This window comes from Haemophilus haemolyticus M19501 (assembly GCF_000222025.1).
Taxonomy (GTDB): Bacteria; Pseudomonadota; Gammaproteobacteria; order Enterobacterales; family Pasteurellaceae; genus Haemophilus; species Haemophilus haemolyticus_G.
On the sequence record NZ_AFQO01000016.1, the window covers coordinates 23,785 to 38,201 of the forward strand.

Genomic DNA, 14,417 nt, shown 5'->3' on the forward strand with positions numbered 1-14,417 from the left:
GCACTTTTATACAAAATTTTCTCTTGCTACCCTCGTTGTATTTTCGGTGTTAAATGCGCCAGTGTTTGCTGCTGATGTAAATCCATTAATGGGTGGATATGATCCGAAAATCTCTCAAACTATTAACGCAAAAGATCCTGCTTTTGGTTTAGACAAATGGCAGGAATATCAACAACAGGTAACGTTGAGCGCAACAAAAGCTACAGAACGTGATACGGCCAGAGCAAAAATGACTGCCTTAGTTGGCAGAGGAATTTATTCAGGGCCAGAGATGGATGCTGCTAGAGCTGAATGGACAGAGCGTTTCAACGAGGCAAAAGAAGCTCAGGATAAAGTACAAGCCATCAAAGATAAATGGAAGTTGATTTTAGGCACTGACGAGAAAGTCACGACATTTATTGATAATATGGCTATTGTCGCAAATGGTTCAGCAGACGCAAGTGCGAAACAAGCAGCACAAGCCCAAATTGATGCTTTATTCCCAATGCCAGATTATATTGGTGCAGTCCACAATCTCGGCGAAACTAATAGCAAATTACACCAAATCAAAAGCGTAGCAGCAGGCAAAGAGGATACCGATGCAGTGAATGTGGCACAGTTAAAGCAAGCAGAAACCCACTATTTCAGCATTAATGCAGATGAAAAAGAAAAAGGGGAAGACTCAAATTATGATAATCGTGGTGCAATTTATAAGAGTAAGAATGGGTTACAAGATTCTAAAAATGCAATGGCAATTGGTGTAAAAGCTAAAGCGACATCAGAGAGTTCAATTGCCATCGGTACAGAAAGTCTAGCTGGAACAGAATGTTACGATGGTAATTGCGGGGGAAGTGATGTCTCTTCAATTGCGATTGGTTACGGCGCAAAATCGTTAAATAATGGCACGATAAGTATAGGTGACAAAGCAATTGCAGCGCAAACGGGCGGTATTTCAATTGGTAGATCTTCGTTTGCATCTGAGCAAGCTGTGGCTATAGGTCAAAATGCCCAAGTAAAAACATCCTCTTCTAGTTCAATTGCTATTGGTGATCACGCACTTGTTGAAGGCAGTTCTCCAGAATCCGTTGCTTTAGGTTATGAAACCAAAGTAACAAAAGATAGAGCGTTAGCTTTAGGCTATCAAGCAAATGCAAATCTTTCTGAGGGGGTGGCGTTAGGCTCTCGATCAAAAACAGAGATTGATAAAGGTCAATTTGGTTATCATCCTGCAGGCAAAAATATAGAAGCAATTAGAGGTGCTATGACTGAAATCGAGTATGAGCAGGTTTTAACAGATCTAAAAGATGAAGTTGATAAACTACGAGATAATGAAAAATCACTTAAAGAAAAAGAAGATCGATTAGCAGATCCCACTGTTGCATCAGCAGATAAAACGACATTAACAAGTGAAATCAATACATTAAAGGAAAAGATTACAAAGAATAAAGAGAATATCACGGAGCGTAAGAATAAGATAAAAGATATTACCCCATGGCAAAGTACTGCAGCAGGTGTATCTGTTGGTAATTCAGAATTAGGTATCACTCGCCAAATTAATAATCTTGCAGCAGGTACTAAAGACACCGATGCAGTTAATGTGGCGCAATTAAAAGAGGTCGTATCTAAAATTGGAACTGGGAGTAGCCAAATAAAATATGTATCTATTAATTCCACAGAAACTGGGGAAGGATCTAATTTCAGTAATGATGGCGCAAAAAGTGTTAATTCCGTCGCGATAGGTCCTAAGGCTTATATTGATGTAAAAAGTATTCATTCTGTTGCGATTGGTCAAAATGCAAGAGTTGAGAGTTCGCAAAATACATCAACAACAAATCATGGCGAAAATGTTTTATCTGGGGAACGTAGTGTCGCTATTGGTGAAAATGCATTAACCACTCTATCTTGGGCTACAGCTGTTGGTGCAGATACACAAGCTAAAGGTTGGGGAAGTGGTGCGTTTGGACGTGGTGCACAAGCGTTTGGATTTAATTCAACTGCTTTAGGGAATAATGCAAAAGCGAATACATCGGAAAATAGTGCAGGTAATTATAATGCTTATGCTATCGCCGTTGGGGTGGAAAGTAATGCTAATGGTACTTATGCGATTTCTGTTGGTGGAAATTCTTCCTCGTCAGGTTATGGTTCCGTTGCTTTAGGCTCTTTGGCGGATTCATCAGCAGATAGATCAATTGGGCTTGGTTATTCTGCAAAAGCAACATTGAATGATGGTGTGGCAATTGGTTCAAATTCATTAACTGAAAAAAATGAAAAAATTTTTGGTTATTCGCCAATTGGATTAACAAATATCGAAGCTGTGATTGGTCAGGAAAATTATAAAAAGTACACAAATCTTTATGCTGAATATGATGAAGAGATCCAAAAAGCAAATAAAGCTAATCAGGATTTTCTTAATGTATCTCAACGCATCAAAGAATTGGATGAAAAGATTAAAGCTGAGTCAGATCCTTCTGAAAAAGCAAATCTACAAACTCAAAGAAACCAAGCGGCTCAAGAATGGCTGAATGCTGTGAATAAACGTAACGACCACAGAAAAAATGCAAGTGAGAAAAAAGCCGAGGCGGATAAACTCGTGCATATTTGGCAGTCTACAAGAGCAGGTGTATCTGTTGGTAATTCAGAATTAGGTATCACTCGTCAAATTAATAATCTTGCAGCGGGTACTAAAGACACCGATGCAGTCAATGTGGCGCAATTAAGAGCTTTGGCAAATGCACCTATTTCTTTTTATAGCAAGGGTTCTGAGACGGCCTTGGGAAATGCTACCTCACTTCCATTAAACAATTTGAATATTAATTTCACTGATGGCTTGAAAGCAGAGATAAAAGAAGTTGGAGATGAAAAGAAAAAGGTTCTCTTTGTGGGTTTAGACAAAACCTCTCTCCAAAATGATCCTGCTTTTAAAGGGGAGAAAGGAGATGCTGGCTTAGCTGGGAAAGATGGCAAAGACGGTAAGAATGGTCAAGATGGGCAATCCACCGAAATCGTTATGGACAACCAAGACAGCAATCTTGAGATTATTCATCAAACCCAAGGTGGAAAAAAACAGGTAAAAATTAACCTGAATAAAGACATCAAAAATTTAAACAGCGTTTCCTCCAAAGAATTTAAATCTGGAGAGACGGTAATGAATGAAAAAGGCGTAACGATTGGCAGTGGCGATAGCCAAGTTTTGCTGACCGAGAAAGGGCTAAATAATGGTGGAAACCGTATTGTCAATGTAGCTTCGGGGGTTAATCCAATGGATGCGGTAAACAAAGCCCAGCTTGATCAGGCAGAACGTAATATCCAACGCCGCATTGATAAAGTGGGTAAAAAAGCAGATGCTGGCACAGCAAGTGCAATTGCTCAAGGCTCAATTCCACAAGTTTCAGCCCCTGGTAAAATGGGTATAGGTATAGGAAGTGGTTTCTACGGTAATCAATCCTCAATTTCCCTTGGTGCATCAAGAATGACTGATAATGGAAAATGGATTTTTAAAGGCTCGTTTTCCAGCAACACGCAAGGTAAAGTCGGCGTAGGCGCTGGTGCAATGTATCAATGGTAGTGAAATATGAACGCCCTGTTGTTTAACAGGGCGTTTTCAATGTGTTGATCATTATCAGGTACAGAACACAAATATTTTGTGATCAAGTTCTAAAATCTGATATTTCTTTGTTGTTTTTCTGTTTTTGTTCTTTATATTTACCTTGTCGAAACGTTTCGATATAACAGTCAGCAGTTTATGACTATGAAAAATATAGGAGTAAAGAATGCGTAAAAAAATTATTTTGGATTGTGATCCTGGACATGATGATGCCATAGCTATGTTACTTGCTTATGGTAATCCTGAGATTGAACTGCTAGCAGTCACTACCGTAGTAGGTAATCAAACATTAGAGAAAGTATCACGCAATGCTTTGGCGATTGCTGAAATTGCGCAAATGAAAAATGTTCCTTTTGCGAAGGGTGCAGACAGACCTATTGTTAGGGAAATTGAGGTTGCTCCGAGTATTCATGGTGAATCAGGGTTAGATGGTCCAAAATTACCTGAATCTAATCGAACTTTCAATGAAAAGCATGCTGTTCAGTTAATCATTGATCTTATCATGTCTCATCCAGAGAATACGATTACACTTGTTCCAACGGGCGGGCTAACGAATATTGCCCTTGCTGCAAGATTAGAACCTAAAATTATTGATCGGGTAAAAGAAGTAGTTCTAATGGGCGGAGGGTATCATACTGGAAATTGGAGTGCCGTAGCTGAGTTTAATATAAAAATTGATCCCGAAGCAGCACATATTGTATTTAATGCAGGATGGAAAGTGACTATGGTTGGATTAGATTTAACACACCAAGCATTAGCTACCCCTGATGTTGTTGAGCGTATCGCAAAAATTGACACTAAGCCTGCCGAATTTGTTGTCGAATTACTTGAATTTTTTGGAAAAATGTATAAACAAGCTCAAGGCTTTAATTATCCTCCAGTTCATGATCCTTGCGCTGTAGCTTATGTTATTGATCCAACTTTAATAGAAACAGTCAGTGTTCCAGTTAATATTGAATTAACGGGAACGCACACATTAGGCATGACAGTTGCAGATTTCCGTTATCCACCTAAACCTTGCAATACGCAAGTTGCTACAAAGTTAGATAAAGAACGATTTTGGAATTTAATTATTGATGCAATCAAACGATTAAATTAGCAATAAAGTTTATCTTTCCTTTTACTTTCAATGAGGTCAAATTATGGACGCATTTATTAGTATTTTAGGGATTTTTGTATTATTAGGCATAGCCTATCTCCTTTCCAATAATAGAAAAGCTATTCGTGTAAGAACGGTATTTGGTGCATTAGCAATTCAAATCGCTATTGGTGCATTTATTTTGTATGTACCTATTGGTAGAGACGCCCTCTTGGGTATGTCTAATGCAGTAAGTAAAGTTATTGCTTACGCAAATGAAGGCATTTCATTTGTTTTTGGTAAATTGGCATCAGGTGAAAGTGTTGGTTTCATTTTTGCTATTAAGGTGCTTCCAGTCATAGTTTTTTTCTCTGCATTGATTTCCTTGCTTTATTATATAGGTGTAATGCAATGGGTCATCAAATTAATTGGAGGTGGATTGCAAAAAGTCTTGGGAACATCAAAAGCAGAGTCTATGTCTGCTGCAGCTAATATTTTTGTTGGACAAACAGAAGCGCCACTGGTTGTAAAACCCTATATTAGCAAAATGACGGAATCAGAGCTTTTTGCTATTATGTGTGGAGGACTCGCATCCATTTCAGGTTCTGTTTTAGCTGGATACGCTGGATTAGGTGTACCTTTAACCTACCTAATCGCAGCCTCTTTTATGGCAGCACCAGCTGGTTTATTATTCGCAAAAATATTATATCCACAAACTGAAAAATTTAACGACGAAATCGAAAATGTTGAATTAGATAAACCATCTAATGCGCTTGAAGCCATTGCTTCTGGTGCTGGTGCGGGAATGACTATGGCATTAAGTATTGGGGCTATGCTAGTTGCATTTATCGCTCTAATTGCACTTATTAACGGTATGTTAGGAGGCATTGGAGAATGGTTTAATCAACCAGAGCTCTCTTTAGGTATAATTTTAGGTTGGATTTTTAAACCATTGGCATGGGTTATGGGAGTACCTTGGAGTGATGCTGAAGTAGCTGGTCATATGATAGGTATCAAATTAACCGTAAACGAATTTGTTGGTTATTCTGAATTTTCAACTTATCTAGGTATCAATCCACCAGTAGAACTTTCTGATAAAACAAAGGCTATCATTACTTTTGCTCTTTGTGGCTTTGCTAATTTTGGTTCTATAGCTGTATTAATTGGTGGGGTTGGTGGTATGGCTCCAAATCGTCGTGGAGATATTGCTCGATTAGGAATTAAGGCTGTTATTGCTGGCTCTTTAGCTAATTTATTAAGCGCAACTATTGCAGGTTTTTTTATTGGTTTAAGTGGTGTCGCTTTAGCTTAAGTTTCAAAAGTGCGGTAAAAATAGCCGCACTTTAGGTTTATAATTGCTTGATATATGCCTACTTTTATAGTGGAGAATAATTATGAAAGGGAAGACTCTCACAATTCTGGGTAGTATCAATACTGATCACGTTATTTCTGTGCCTTACTTTGCTAAACCCGGTGAAACGCTAACTGGTCAAAATTATCAAATTACCTATGGTGGCAAAGGTGCCAATCAAGCAGTGGCAGCCGCTCGTTTAGGGGCAAAGGTCGCGTTCATTAGTTGCATTGGATCAGATAGCATAGGCAAAACAATGAAAAATGCGTTTGAGCAAGAAGGAATTGATACAACCCATATTAATACCGTTTCACAGGAAATGACGGGAATGGCATTTATTCAAGTTGCCCAATCAGGTGAGAACAGTATTGTGTTGGCTAGCGGTGCAAATGCACATTTGGGTGAGATGGTTGTTCGTCAAAGTGAGGCACAAATTGCACAATCGGATTGCTTGTTAATGCAATTAGAAACCCCACTTTCTGGTGTGGAGCTGGCTGCTCAAATCGCTAAGAAAAATGGTGTTAAGGTTGTGCTAAATCCTGCTCCAGCGCAGATTTTATCGGACGAATTATTGAGTTTGATTGATATTATTACACCAAATGAAACAGAAGCTGAAATCCTGACGGGGGTAGCGGTAACCGACGAGCAAAGTGCGGTGAAAGCTGCGAGTGTTTTTCACGATAAAGGCATTAAAACCGTAATGATTACCCTTGGCGCGAAAGGTGTGTTTGTCAGTCGAAAAGGTAAAAGCCGCATCATTAAGGGCTTTTGTGTGCAAGCAATAGATACTACCGCAGCTGGTGATACATTTAATGGCGGTTTTGTTACGGCTTTATTGGAAGAAAAATCCTTTGATGAAGCCATTCGTTTTGGGCAAGCTGCCGCTGCGATTAGTGTGACGAAAAAAGGGGCTCAATCCTCTATTCCAACGCGTCAAGAAACTTTGGAATTTCTTGAACACGCTTAAAGTGCGGTGAATTTTTAGGGTGTTTTTATGGCGACAATGAAAGATATTGCACGACTGGCGCAAGTTTCGACTTCCACAGTTTCACATGTCATTAATGGATCGCGTTTTGTTAGCGATGAAATTCGTGAGAAAGTGATGCGTATTGTCGCTGAACTGAATTACACCCCCTCAGCTGTTGCACGAAGCCTTAAGGTGCGCAAAACCAAAACTATCGGGCTACTTGTCACCGCAACAAATAATCCCTTCTTTGCGGAAGTGATGGCTGGAGTGGAGCAATATTGTCAGAAAAATCAATATAATCTTATTATTGCTACAACGGGTGGAGATGCCAAACGCCTACAACAAAATCTGCAAACTCTAATGCACAAACAAGTAGATGGTTTGCTTTTGATGTGTGGTGATAGCCGTTTTCAGGCTGATATAGAGTTAGCCATTTCGCTGCCACTCGTTGTGATGGACTGGTGGTTTACTGAGTTAAATGCAGATAAAATACTCGAAAATTCAGTACTTGGTGGCTATTTGGCGACAAAAGCATTAATTGATGCAGGACATCGTAAAATTGGCATTATTACGGGGAATCTCAAAAAATCTGTCGCACAAAATCGTTTGCAAGGTTATAAAAATGCACTGTCGGAAGCAAAAATTGCGTTAAATCCTCATTGGATTGTTGAAAGTCATTTTGACTTTGAAGGCGGTGTGCTTGGCATACAATCTTTACTTACTCAATCTTCACGTCCAACAGCAGTTTTTTGTTGTAGTGACACCATTGCTGTCGGTGCATACCAAGCTATTCAGCAACAAGGCTTACGTATTCCGCAAGATCTTTCAATTATGGGTTATGATGACATTGAATTGGCTCGTTATCTCTCACCTCCCCTTTCCACCATTTGCCAACCGAAAGCTGAACTTGGCAAACTCGCTGTTGAAACACTATTGCAACGAATTAAAAATCCTAATGAAAATTACCGCACTTTGGTTTTAGAACCGACTTGTGTGTTAAGAGAGTCTATTTACAGTTTCAAATAAAATTAGAATAACTCAATTTCCTTATTGCTATTTTCAAAAAAACTGCTATTTTCTTGCGGTTTTTTGTTTATTTAACCCACTGTTTAATTTAGGAATAAAATCTTATGGAAGAAAACAAACCTGTTGATCCTTATGCGAAATATAACGAACAATCAAATATTATCGCGAAAATAATTTTTGCTAGTCGCTGGTTGCAAGTGCCGATTTATTTGGGCTTGATTGTCACCCTTGCAATCTACTCTTATAAATTTATCAAAGGATTATGGGAGTTAGTGATTAATGTAAATGATATGGATTCCAACACAATTATGTTAGGTGTGTTGAATTTGATTGATGTCGTGATGATCGCCAACTTGCTTGTGATGGTGACTATCGGTGGCTATGAAATTTTCGTATCCAAATTGCGTACACGTAATCACCCAGATCAGCCTGAATGGATGAGCCATGTAAATGCAACTGTGTTGAAAGTTAAACTTTCTATGTCTATTATCGGCATTTCATCTATCCATATGTTGCAAACTTTTGTGAATGCAAGCAATATGCCAGAAAAAACGATGATGTGGCAGTTATTATTGCATTTAGGCTTTTTAGTGTCGGCAATTGCTTTGGCTTATACGGACAAAATTTTGTATAGTACAAGCCACAAAACGCATTAAAAATTTACCGCATTTTTTAAAGCATTAAAAATAAAAATCTTAGCGTTTTTTTGTTAATGTTCGGTAATAATAACTTATATGTAGTTTGTTTTTTCATCAAATTATAAATATAATATATTGACATTTTAATATTGAATAATACTTATGCTAAATGGGTTTGAATGGGATCGTAATAAAGCAGAACTCAATAAAATTAAACATGGTATAAGCTTTGAAGAAGCGATGACGGTATTTTATGATGATTATGCATTGTTAATCCCCGATCCCGAGCATTCTTTTTATGAAGAACGTTTTTTATTGTTAGGACGTAGTGAAAAAAATAATACACTTGTGGTTGTTCATTGTGAACGAGATGAGAATATTCGGATTATTTCAGCTCGCTTAGCAACTATTTATGAAAGCAAACAATATAAGGAGAATTTATGATGAAAGATGAATATGATTTTTCTCAGGGGATTCGTAACCCTTATGCGGGACAATTGAAAGCGAAAAAAGTGGTGACAATTCGTTTAGACGATGATGCAGTTGATTACTTTAAGGCATTATCTAAAGAGGTAGGTATTCCTTATCAAACTTTAATTAATGCCTATTTAAAAGATTGTGCAATAAATCATCGTAAACTGAATATGATTTGGCGTTAAAAAAGCACCGTTCAAAATTGAACGGTGTTTTTATATTATTAGCCCACTACAAATGGCAAGTAACCCGCACGAATCGCAAATGGAATGGATGTAATGATTACGCCTAATACCAATACGATAATTAAAGTCAGATTTCCTCCCCATACTTTGTATGGCAAATTAGCGTGGGCACGACGAGCTTTCCAAACAAGGCTAACTGGCAATACTACGGCATAGAATGCAAACATTTGGCCTGCGTAGCCTAGCGCTAAAATAAAGCCTTCAGGATAGAAAAGCGCAAAGACAAGTGGTGGAATGAACGTCATTAAGCCAAGGGATATGCGCCCTGCAGAAATATTAAAGGATCGTTTTAATAAATCTTCGATACATTCCAATAAGCCAAGCCCTACGCCTAAGAAAGAGGTAACCAGCGCTAAAGTTGAGAATAATTTTACCGCACCTGCGATCATGTTACTGCCAGTGATAGCAAGCGTTGCTTTTACTAAGCCATTTAAGGTGGCATCTTCTTTTAAGATTTGTAAGAACTCATTTTGTGTGAGCAAACCATGAGTGGACATTTGCCACAAAATATAAGCGCAAAGGGTAATTGCTGAACCGACCAAAATAGAAATGCGTAATGCTTTTACGTTGCCGTCTAAGTATTTATTTAAACTTGGAATGGAACCATGGAAACCAAATGCCGTGAAAAATACAGGGCTTGCAGAGATAATTAAAGCCTTATCAATTGGCGTCGCCATTAAGTTATCAAATTTGATTTCTGGCAACATTAAGCTTAACACTACGGCAAAGGCTGCAAGCATCACAAAAAATAACACGCGATTAATTTTATCTACGCTATGTGTACCGATGACGATAAATGAACCGAAAATCACGGTAAATAATAAGATGCTAACTTTATCGCCAAAACTTTCAGGCAATAAATCTTTTAGTAGTGAACCGCCACCGCTGATATAAGCGGCAATTAATGCGTATAAGAAAATAATTAGCACTGCCGTAGCAATAATGCGTCCTGCTTTACCAAAATATTGTTCAGCAAGTGTGCCGATACCTGCATCACTTTCCGCAGTTTGATAGAGTTCAACGAATAAAAGTGCGCTAAAAGTTAATAATGCCCAAAGTCCTAATAATAAGACTAAAGTAAAGCCGAAGCCGATGCCTGCAGAAGTGAGTGGCATAGCCAACATTCCCGCACCAATCATCGTACCAGCAACAAGAAGTGTGCTGCCAACAGTTTTGTTCATTTTTGTTTCCTTATAGTGTAATGTAAAATTTACGATGATTGTATTGTATAATTTACAGTATGTAAACAACAGAATACAAAATATCTTTATTATTTACCGCACTTTTCTTTTCCCTTTCTGTGTTCATCTCGTTAAAATACTTAGCGAATCAACTAAGACAAAGTTAAGAGAAAATAGGAGAGCTTATGATTTACAGTATGACCGCTTTTGCACGCCTTGAAGTGAAAAAAGATTGGGGCGATGCGGTATGGGAAATTCGTTCCGTCAATCAACGTTATTTAGAAAACTTTTTCCGTTTGCCAGAGCAATTTCGCGGATTAGAAAACACGTTGCGTGAGAAACTTCGTCAAAGTCTTACTCGCGGGAAAATTGAATGTTCTTTGCGTATTGAAACAAAAAAACAAACAAATGCTGAATTGAATTTAAATAAAGAACTTGCGAATCAAGTCATTCAATCTTTGCAATGGATTAAAACGCAAGCTGGCGAAGGCGATATTAATTTAACAGATGTATTGCGTTATCCTGGTGTGGTGGAAGCGCAAGAGCAAGATTTAGATGCGATTAGTCAAGATTTATTGACAGCCTTTGATGATTTACTGACAGATTTTATTGCAATGCGTGGTCGTGAGGGGGAAAAACTGAACGATATTATTCAACAACGTTTAGATGCCATTGCTGTGGAAACGGAGAAAGTGCGGTCACAAATGCCAGCAGTTTTACAATGGCAGCGTGAACGGTTATTGCAACGTTTTGAAGATGCTCAAATTAATCTTGATCCGCAACGTGTGGAACAAGAAATGATTTTACTCGCTCAACGCGTTGATGTGGCGGAAGAGCTTGATCGTTTACAAATGCACGTGAAAGAAACCACGAATATTTTGAAAAAAGGCGGTGCAGTTGGGCGTAAATTAGATTTTATGATGCAAGAATTGAATCGTGAATCGAATACCCTTGCGTCTAAATCCATTAATGCTGATATTACGGCTTCTGCGGTAGAACTAAAAGTGCTTATCGAACAAATGCGTGAGCAAATCCAGAATTTAGAATAGGAAAGCAGAATGTCTCAATTTATTTCTCTTACTCAATATCAACTGATTGAGGCACATGGTGCGGATGCAGAAAAATATTTGCAAGGACAGTTAACCACGGATGTTGTGCGATTAGCAAGTGGCGCAACGACACTTACAGCTCACTGCGATCCGAAAGGTAAAATGAATGCAATTTACCGTTTGTTTAAAGTAAGTAGTGAACAATTCTTTTTGCTTATTAAGAAAGAACTTTTGCCAAGCGGGCTAGATGCCTTGAAAAAATATGCGGTGTTTTCAAAAGTGAGTTTTGATTTACGTGATTGGCAAATCATTGGCGTGATAGGTGAAAAATGTGGAAAAATTACACCGCACTTTTCATGGGAAATTGATGGACTGCGTTCAATTTTATTAAATAAAACTGAATTATCTGTGAATTTTAATGGCGATGAAAAAATTTGGGATGTAGCAGATATTCAAGCGGGATTGCCAAATTTAAGCCCGCAAACGCAAAATGAATTTATCCCACAAGCGCTAAATTTACAGGCTATTGAGCAAGCCATTTCTTTTACTAAAGGTTGCTATATTGGACAAGAAACGGTAGCTCGTGCGAAATATCGTGGGGCGAACAAACGTGCAATGTTTATCTTTAAAGCACAAACCCAGCAGGAAGTAGAAATTGGCAGTGAAATCGAAATGCAGATTGAATCTAATTGGCGAAAAACAGGCACGATTACAAGTGCGGTCAATTTAGACGGTGTTTTATGGTTGCAAGTTGTGATGAATAATGACATTGATTCGGCGCAAGTATTTAGATTGCCGAATAGTGAAATACTGTTAGAGCGAGAGCAATTACCTTATTCGATTACTGAATAATAAAGCAAAAAAAGATCAGGCATTAACCTGATCTTTTTTCTATTTAGTAAAGTACCCGAGCACGAATTGTGCCATCGATTTCCTTCAATTTCGTCAGTAATGGCGATGCATCATTCGTTTCTACATCAACGACAACATAACCAATTTTGGGGTCAGTTTGTAAATATTGCGCCGCAATATTTAGGTCGGCTTCGACGAAAATTTGATTCAGTTTGTTCAATATACCAGGACGATTTTCGTGAATATGCAATAAGCGTTTTGTTCCTTCATGTTCTGGCAAAGATACTTCAGGGAAGTTGACGGAAGAAAGCGTTGAACCATTGTCTGAATATTTGACAAATTTACCTGCCACTTCAAAACCGATATTTTCCTGTGCCTCTGCTGTTGAACCGCCGATATGTGGAGTTAAAATCACATTATCAAATTCGCGTAACGGTGAGACAAATTCTTCATTAATTGACGCAGGTTCAATTGGGAATACATCAATTGCTGCACCGTGAATTTTACCGTCTTTTAAGGCTTGAGTGAGCGCATCAATATCTACCACTGTGCCACGCGCAGCATTGATCAAAATTGCACCTTGTTTTAATTGTGCGATACGCTCAGCGTTCATTAAGTTTTTGGTAGATGGCAGTTCTGGCACATGTAATGAAACCACATCGCAAGAACTGAGTAATTCTTCAAGGCTACGAACCTGTTTGGCATTACCGAGCGGAAGTTTATTTTCGATATCGTAGAAATACACATCCATGCCTAATGATTCAGCAATAATACTTAATTGTGAACCAATGTGACCGTAACCAATAATTCCTAATTTTTTACCCCGCACTTCATGAGAGCCAGTCGCTGATTTATTCCAGACGCCACGGTGTACTTCGGCATTAGCCTGTGGCACATTGCGCATAAGTAATAAAATCTCACCTAATACAAGTTCTGCGACGGAACGAGTGTTTGAGAATGGGGCATTAAATACAGGGATTCCACGCGCTTTTGCTGCATTTAAATCCACTTGGTTGGTACCAATACAGAAACATCCCACAGCGATTAATTTGGGTGCGGCTTCAATCATTTCTGCCGTTAAATGGGTGCGAGAACGCAAGCCGATAAAGTGTGCATTTTTAATGGCTTCTTTTAATTCCTCACCATCTAACGCTTTTTTATAGTAATCAATATTGGTATAGCCAGCCGCATGGAGCGTATCAAGTGCGCTTTGATGCACACCTTCAAACAATACAAATTTGATTTTTGATTTGTCTAGAGAGACTTTGTTTGTCATGTTTACTTCCTTATGATTTTTATTATGAATTAGTCAATAATTTTAGCGCCTTCAGGCGTACCGACGATCACAACGTCTGCGCCACGTAACGCGAATATCCCGTTAGTGACGACACCCGCAACGTTATTTAATTCTTTTTCCATTTCAACTGGATTTAAAATAGTGAAGTTGTGCACATCTAAAATCACATTGCCGTTGTCTGTCACCACGCCTTCACGATATTCAGGTGATCCACCAAGTGCGGCTAATTTTCTGCCTACTTGTGAACGAGCCATTGGAATAACTTCAACGGGTAATGGGAAGGTCGAGCCTAACACATCTACTTGTTTACTCGAATCCACAATACAAATAAATTTTTTCGCTAATGCAGCGACGATTTTTTCACGAGTGAGTGCTGCGCCACCGCCTTTAATCATCATTTTTTGTGGATTGATTTCATCTGCACCATCCACATAAATATCTAAGCTAGAGACATCATTTGCATTAAATACTTCAATACCTTGTTTACGGAGTAATTCTTCTGATGCTTTTGAAGCCGCAACGGCACCTTGAATTTTATCTTTGATTGTACCTAAAGCCTCAATAAAGCAATTCACCGTGGAGCCACTACCCACGCCAACAATTGTGTCAGCTTTTACATATTGTAATGCGGCTTGTGCGGCGAGTTTTTTCATTTCTAATTGATTCATTTCTTTTC

Annotated in this window: 13 protein-coding genes; 10 read left to right on the forward strand and 3 right to left on the reverse strand. The window is 38.5% G+C overall.

The genetic code is table 11. From position 1 onward, the window contains the following. The first annotated feature begins 46 nt into the window (after window positions 1-46). From GG9_RS00875 to GG9_RS00840, 8 genes are all read left to right on the forward strand, one after another. Entirely contained in the window at window positions 47-3,544 is a 3,498-nt protein-coding gene (locus GG9_RS00875) for an autotransporter adhesin (protein WP_005632685.1), read from the forward strand. Window positions 3,545-3,749: 205 nt separating this feature from the next. Further along, window positions 3,750-4,682, forward strand: coding sequence for a uridine-preferring nucleoside hydrolase UriH (uriH, locus tag GG9_RS00870; protein ID WP_005632687.1), 933 nt, complete (start codon window positions 3,750-3,752; stop codon window positions 4,680-4,682). A 43-nt stretch (window positions 4,683-4,725) separates the two neighbouring features. Further along, window positions 4,726-5,973, forward strand: a complete 1,248-nt coding sequence (locus GG9_RS00865) for a NupC/NupG family nucleoside CNT transporter (protein WP_005632689.1) — start codon at window positions 4,726-4,728, stop codon at window positions 5,971-5,973. 82 nt (window positions 5,974-6,055) lie between these two features. Beyond that, window positions 6,056-6,979 (forward strand): ribokinase, encoded by a 924-nt coding sequence (gene rbsK / locus GG9_RS00860; RefSeq protein ID WP_005632692.1) that lies wholly within the window; start codon window positions 6,056-6,058, stop codon window positions 6,977-6,979. A gap of 27 nt (window positions 6,980-7,006) precedes the next feature. Next, window positions 7,007-8,005: a substrate-binding domain-containing protein gene (locus GG9_RS00855; protein WP_005632694.1), complete on the forward strand. Its 999-nt coding sequence runs from the start codon at window positions 7,007-7,009 to the stop codon at window positions 8,003-8,005. 104 nt (window positions 8,006-8,109) lie between these two features. After that, a complete protein-coding gene (locus GG9_RS00850) occupies window positions 8,110-8,661 on the forward strand; it encodes a TIGR00645 family protein (protein ID WP_005632696.1) in 552 nt (183 codons plus the stop codon). A 144-nt stretch (window positions 8,662-8,805) separates the two neighbouring features. Beyond that, on the forward strand, window positions 8,806-9,087 hold the full coding sequence (locus GG9_RS00845) for a BrnT family toxin (protein ID WP_005632698.1): 282 nt from the start codon (window positions 8,806-8,808) through the stop codon (window positions 9,085-9,087). Then, on the forward strand, window positions 9,084-9,302 hold the full coding sequence (locus GG9_RS00840; RefSeq protein WP_005632699.1) for a BrnA antitoxin family protein: 219 nt from the start codon (window positions 9,084-9,086) through the stop codon (window positions 9,300-9,302). The genes GG9_RS00845 and GG9_RS00840 overlap by 4 nt, the downstream gene beginning before the upstream one ends. 38 nt (window positions 9,303-9,340) lie before the next feature. Here the strand turns inward: GG9_RS00840 and GG9_RS00835 are convergent, their stop codons facing one another. Then, on the reverse strand, window positions 9,341-10,543 hold the full coding sequence (locus tag GG9_RS00835; RefSeq protein WP_005632701.1) for an aromatic amino acid transporter: 1,203 nt from the start codon (window positions 10,541-10,543) through the stop codon (window positions 9,341-9,343). Window positions 10,544-10,728: 185 nt separating this feature from the next. Here GG9_RS00835 and GG9_RS00830 point away from each other — a divergent pair, with 185 nt between their 5' ends. Then, entirely contained in the window at window positions 10,729-11,592 is an 864-nt protein-coding gene (locus GG9_RS00830) for a YicC/YloC family endoribonuclease (protein WP_005632704.1), read from the forward strand. A gap of 9 nt (window positions 11,593-11,601) precedes the next feature. After that, window positions 11,602-12,444, forward strand: coding sequence for a CAF17-like 4Fe-4S cluster assembly/insertion protein YgfZ (gene ygfZ, locus GG9_RS00825; RefSeq protein WP_005632705.1), 843 nt, complete (start codon window positions 11,602-11,604; stop codon window positions 12,442-12,444). Window positions 12,445-12,487: 43 nt separating this feature from the next. On the opposite strand, the gene serA is transcribed toward ygfZ, so the two are convergent. Both serA and rpiA read right to left on the reverse strand, forming a co-directional pair. Then, window positions 12,488-13,720, reverse strand: a complete 1,233-nt coding sequence (serA, locus tag GG9_RS00820) for a phosphoglycerate dehydrogenase (protein ID WP_005632707.1) — start codon at window positions 13,718-13,720, stop codon at window positions 12,488-12,490. Window positions 13,721-13,749: 29 nt separating this feature from the next. After that, on the reverse strand, window positions 13,750-14,409 hold the full coding sequence (gene rpiA / locus GG9_RS00815) for a ribose-5-phosphate isomerase RpiA (RefSeq protein WP_005632710.1): 660 nt from the start codon (window positions 14,407-14,409) through the stop codon (window positions 13,750-13,752). Window positions 14,410-14,417 lie beyond the last annotated feature (8 nt).

Bases quoted from the DNA above. Each gene is read 5' to 3' on its own strand.
- serA (WP_005632707.1), bottom strand. From the start codon at position 13,720: ATGACAAACAAAGTCTCTCTAGACAAATCAAAAATCAAATTTGTATTG.
- GG9_RS00855 (WP_005632694.1), top strand. From the start codon at position 7,007: ATGGCGACAATGAAAGATATTGCACGACTGGCGCAAGTTTCGACTTCC.
- GG9_RS00830 (WP_005632704.1), top strand. From the start codon at position 10,729: ATGATTTACAGTATGACCGCTTTTGCACGCCTTGAAGTGAAAAAAGAT.
- GG9_RS00835 (WP_005632701.1), bottom strand. From the start codon at position 10,543: ATGAACAAAACTGTTGGCAGCACACTTCTTGTTGCTGGTACGATGATT.
- GG9_RS00845 (WP_005632698.1), top strand. From the start codon at position 8,806: ATGCTAAATGGGTTTGAATGGGATCGTAATAAAGCAGAACTCAATAAA.
- GG9_RS00840 (WP_005632699.1), top strand. From the start codon at position 9,084: ATGATGAAAGATGAATATGATTTTTCTCAGGGGATTCGTAACCCTTAT.
- rbsK (WP_005632692.1), top strand. From the start codon at position 6,056: ATGAAAGGGAAGACTCTCACAATTCTGGGTAGTATCAATACTGATCAC.
- rpiA (WP_005632710.1), bottom strand. From the start codon at position 14,409: ATGAATCAATTAGAAATGAAAAAACTCGCCGCACAAGCCGCATTACAA.
- uriH (WP_005632687.1), top strand. From the start codon at position 3,750: ATGCGTAAAAAAATTATTTTGGATTGTGATCCTGGACATGATGATGCC.
- GG9_RS00850 (WP_005632696.1), top strand. From the start codon at position 8,110: ATGGAAGAAAACAAACCTGTTGATCCTTATGCGAAATATAACGAACAA.
- GG9_RS00865 (WP_005632689.1), top strand. From the start codon at position 4,726: ATGGACGCATTTATTAGTATTTTAGGGATTTTTGTATTATTAGGCATA.
- ygfZ (WP_005632705.1), top strand. From the start codon at position 11,602: ATGTCTCAATTTATTTCTCTTACTCAATATCAACTGATTGAGGCACAT.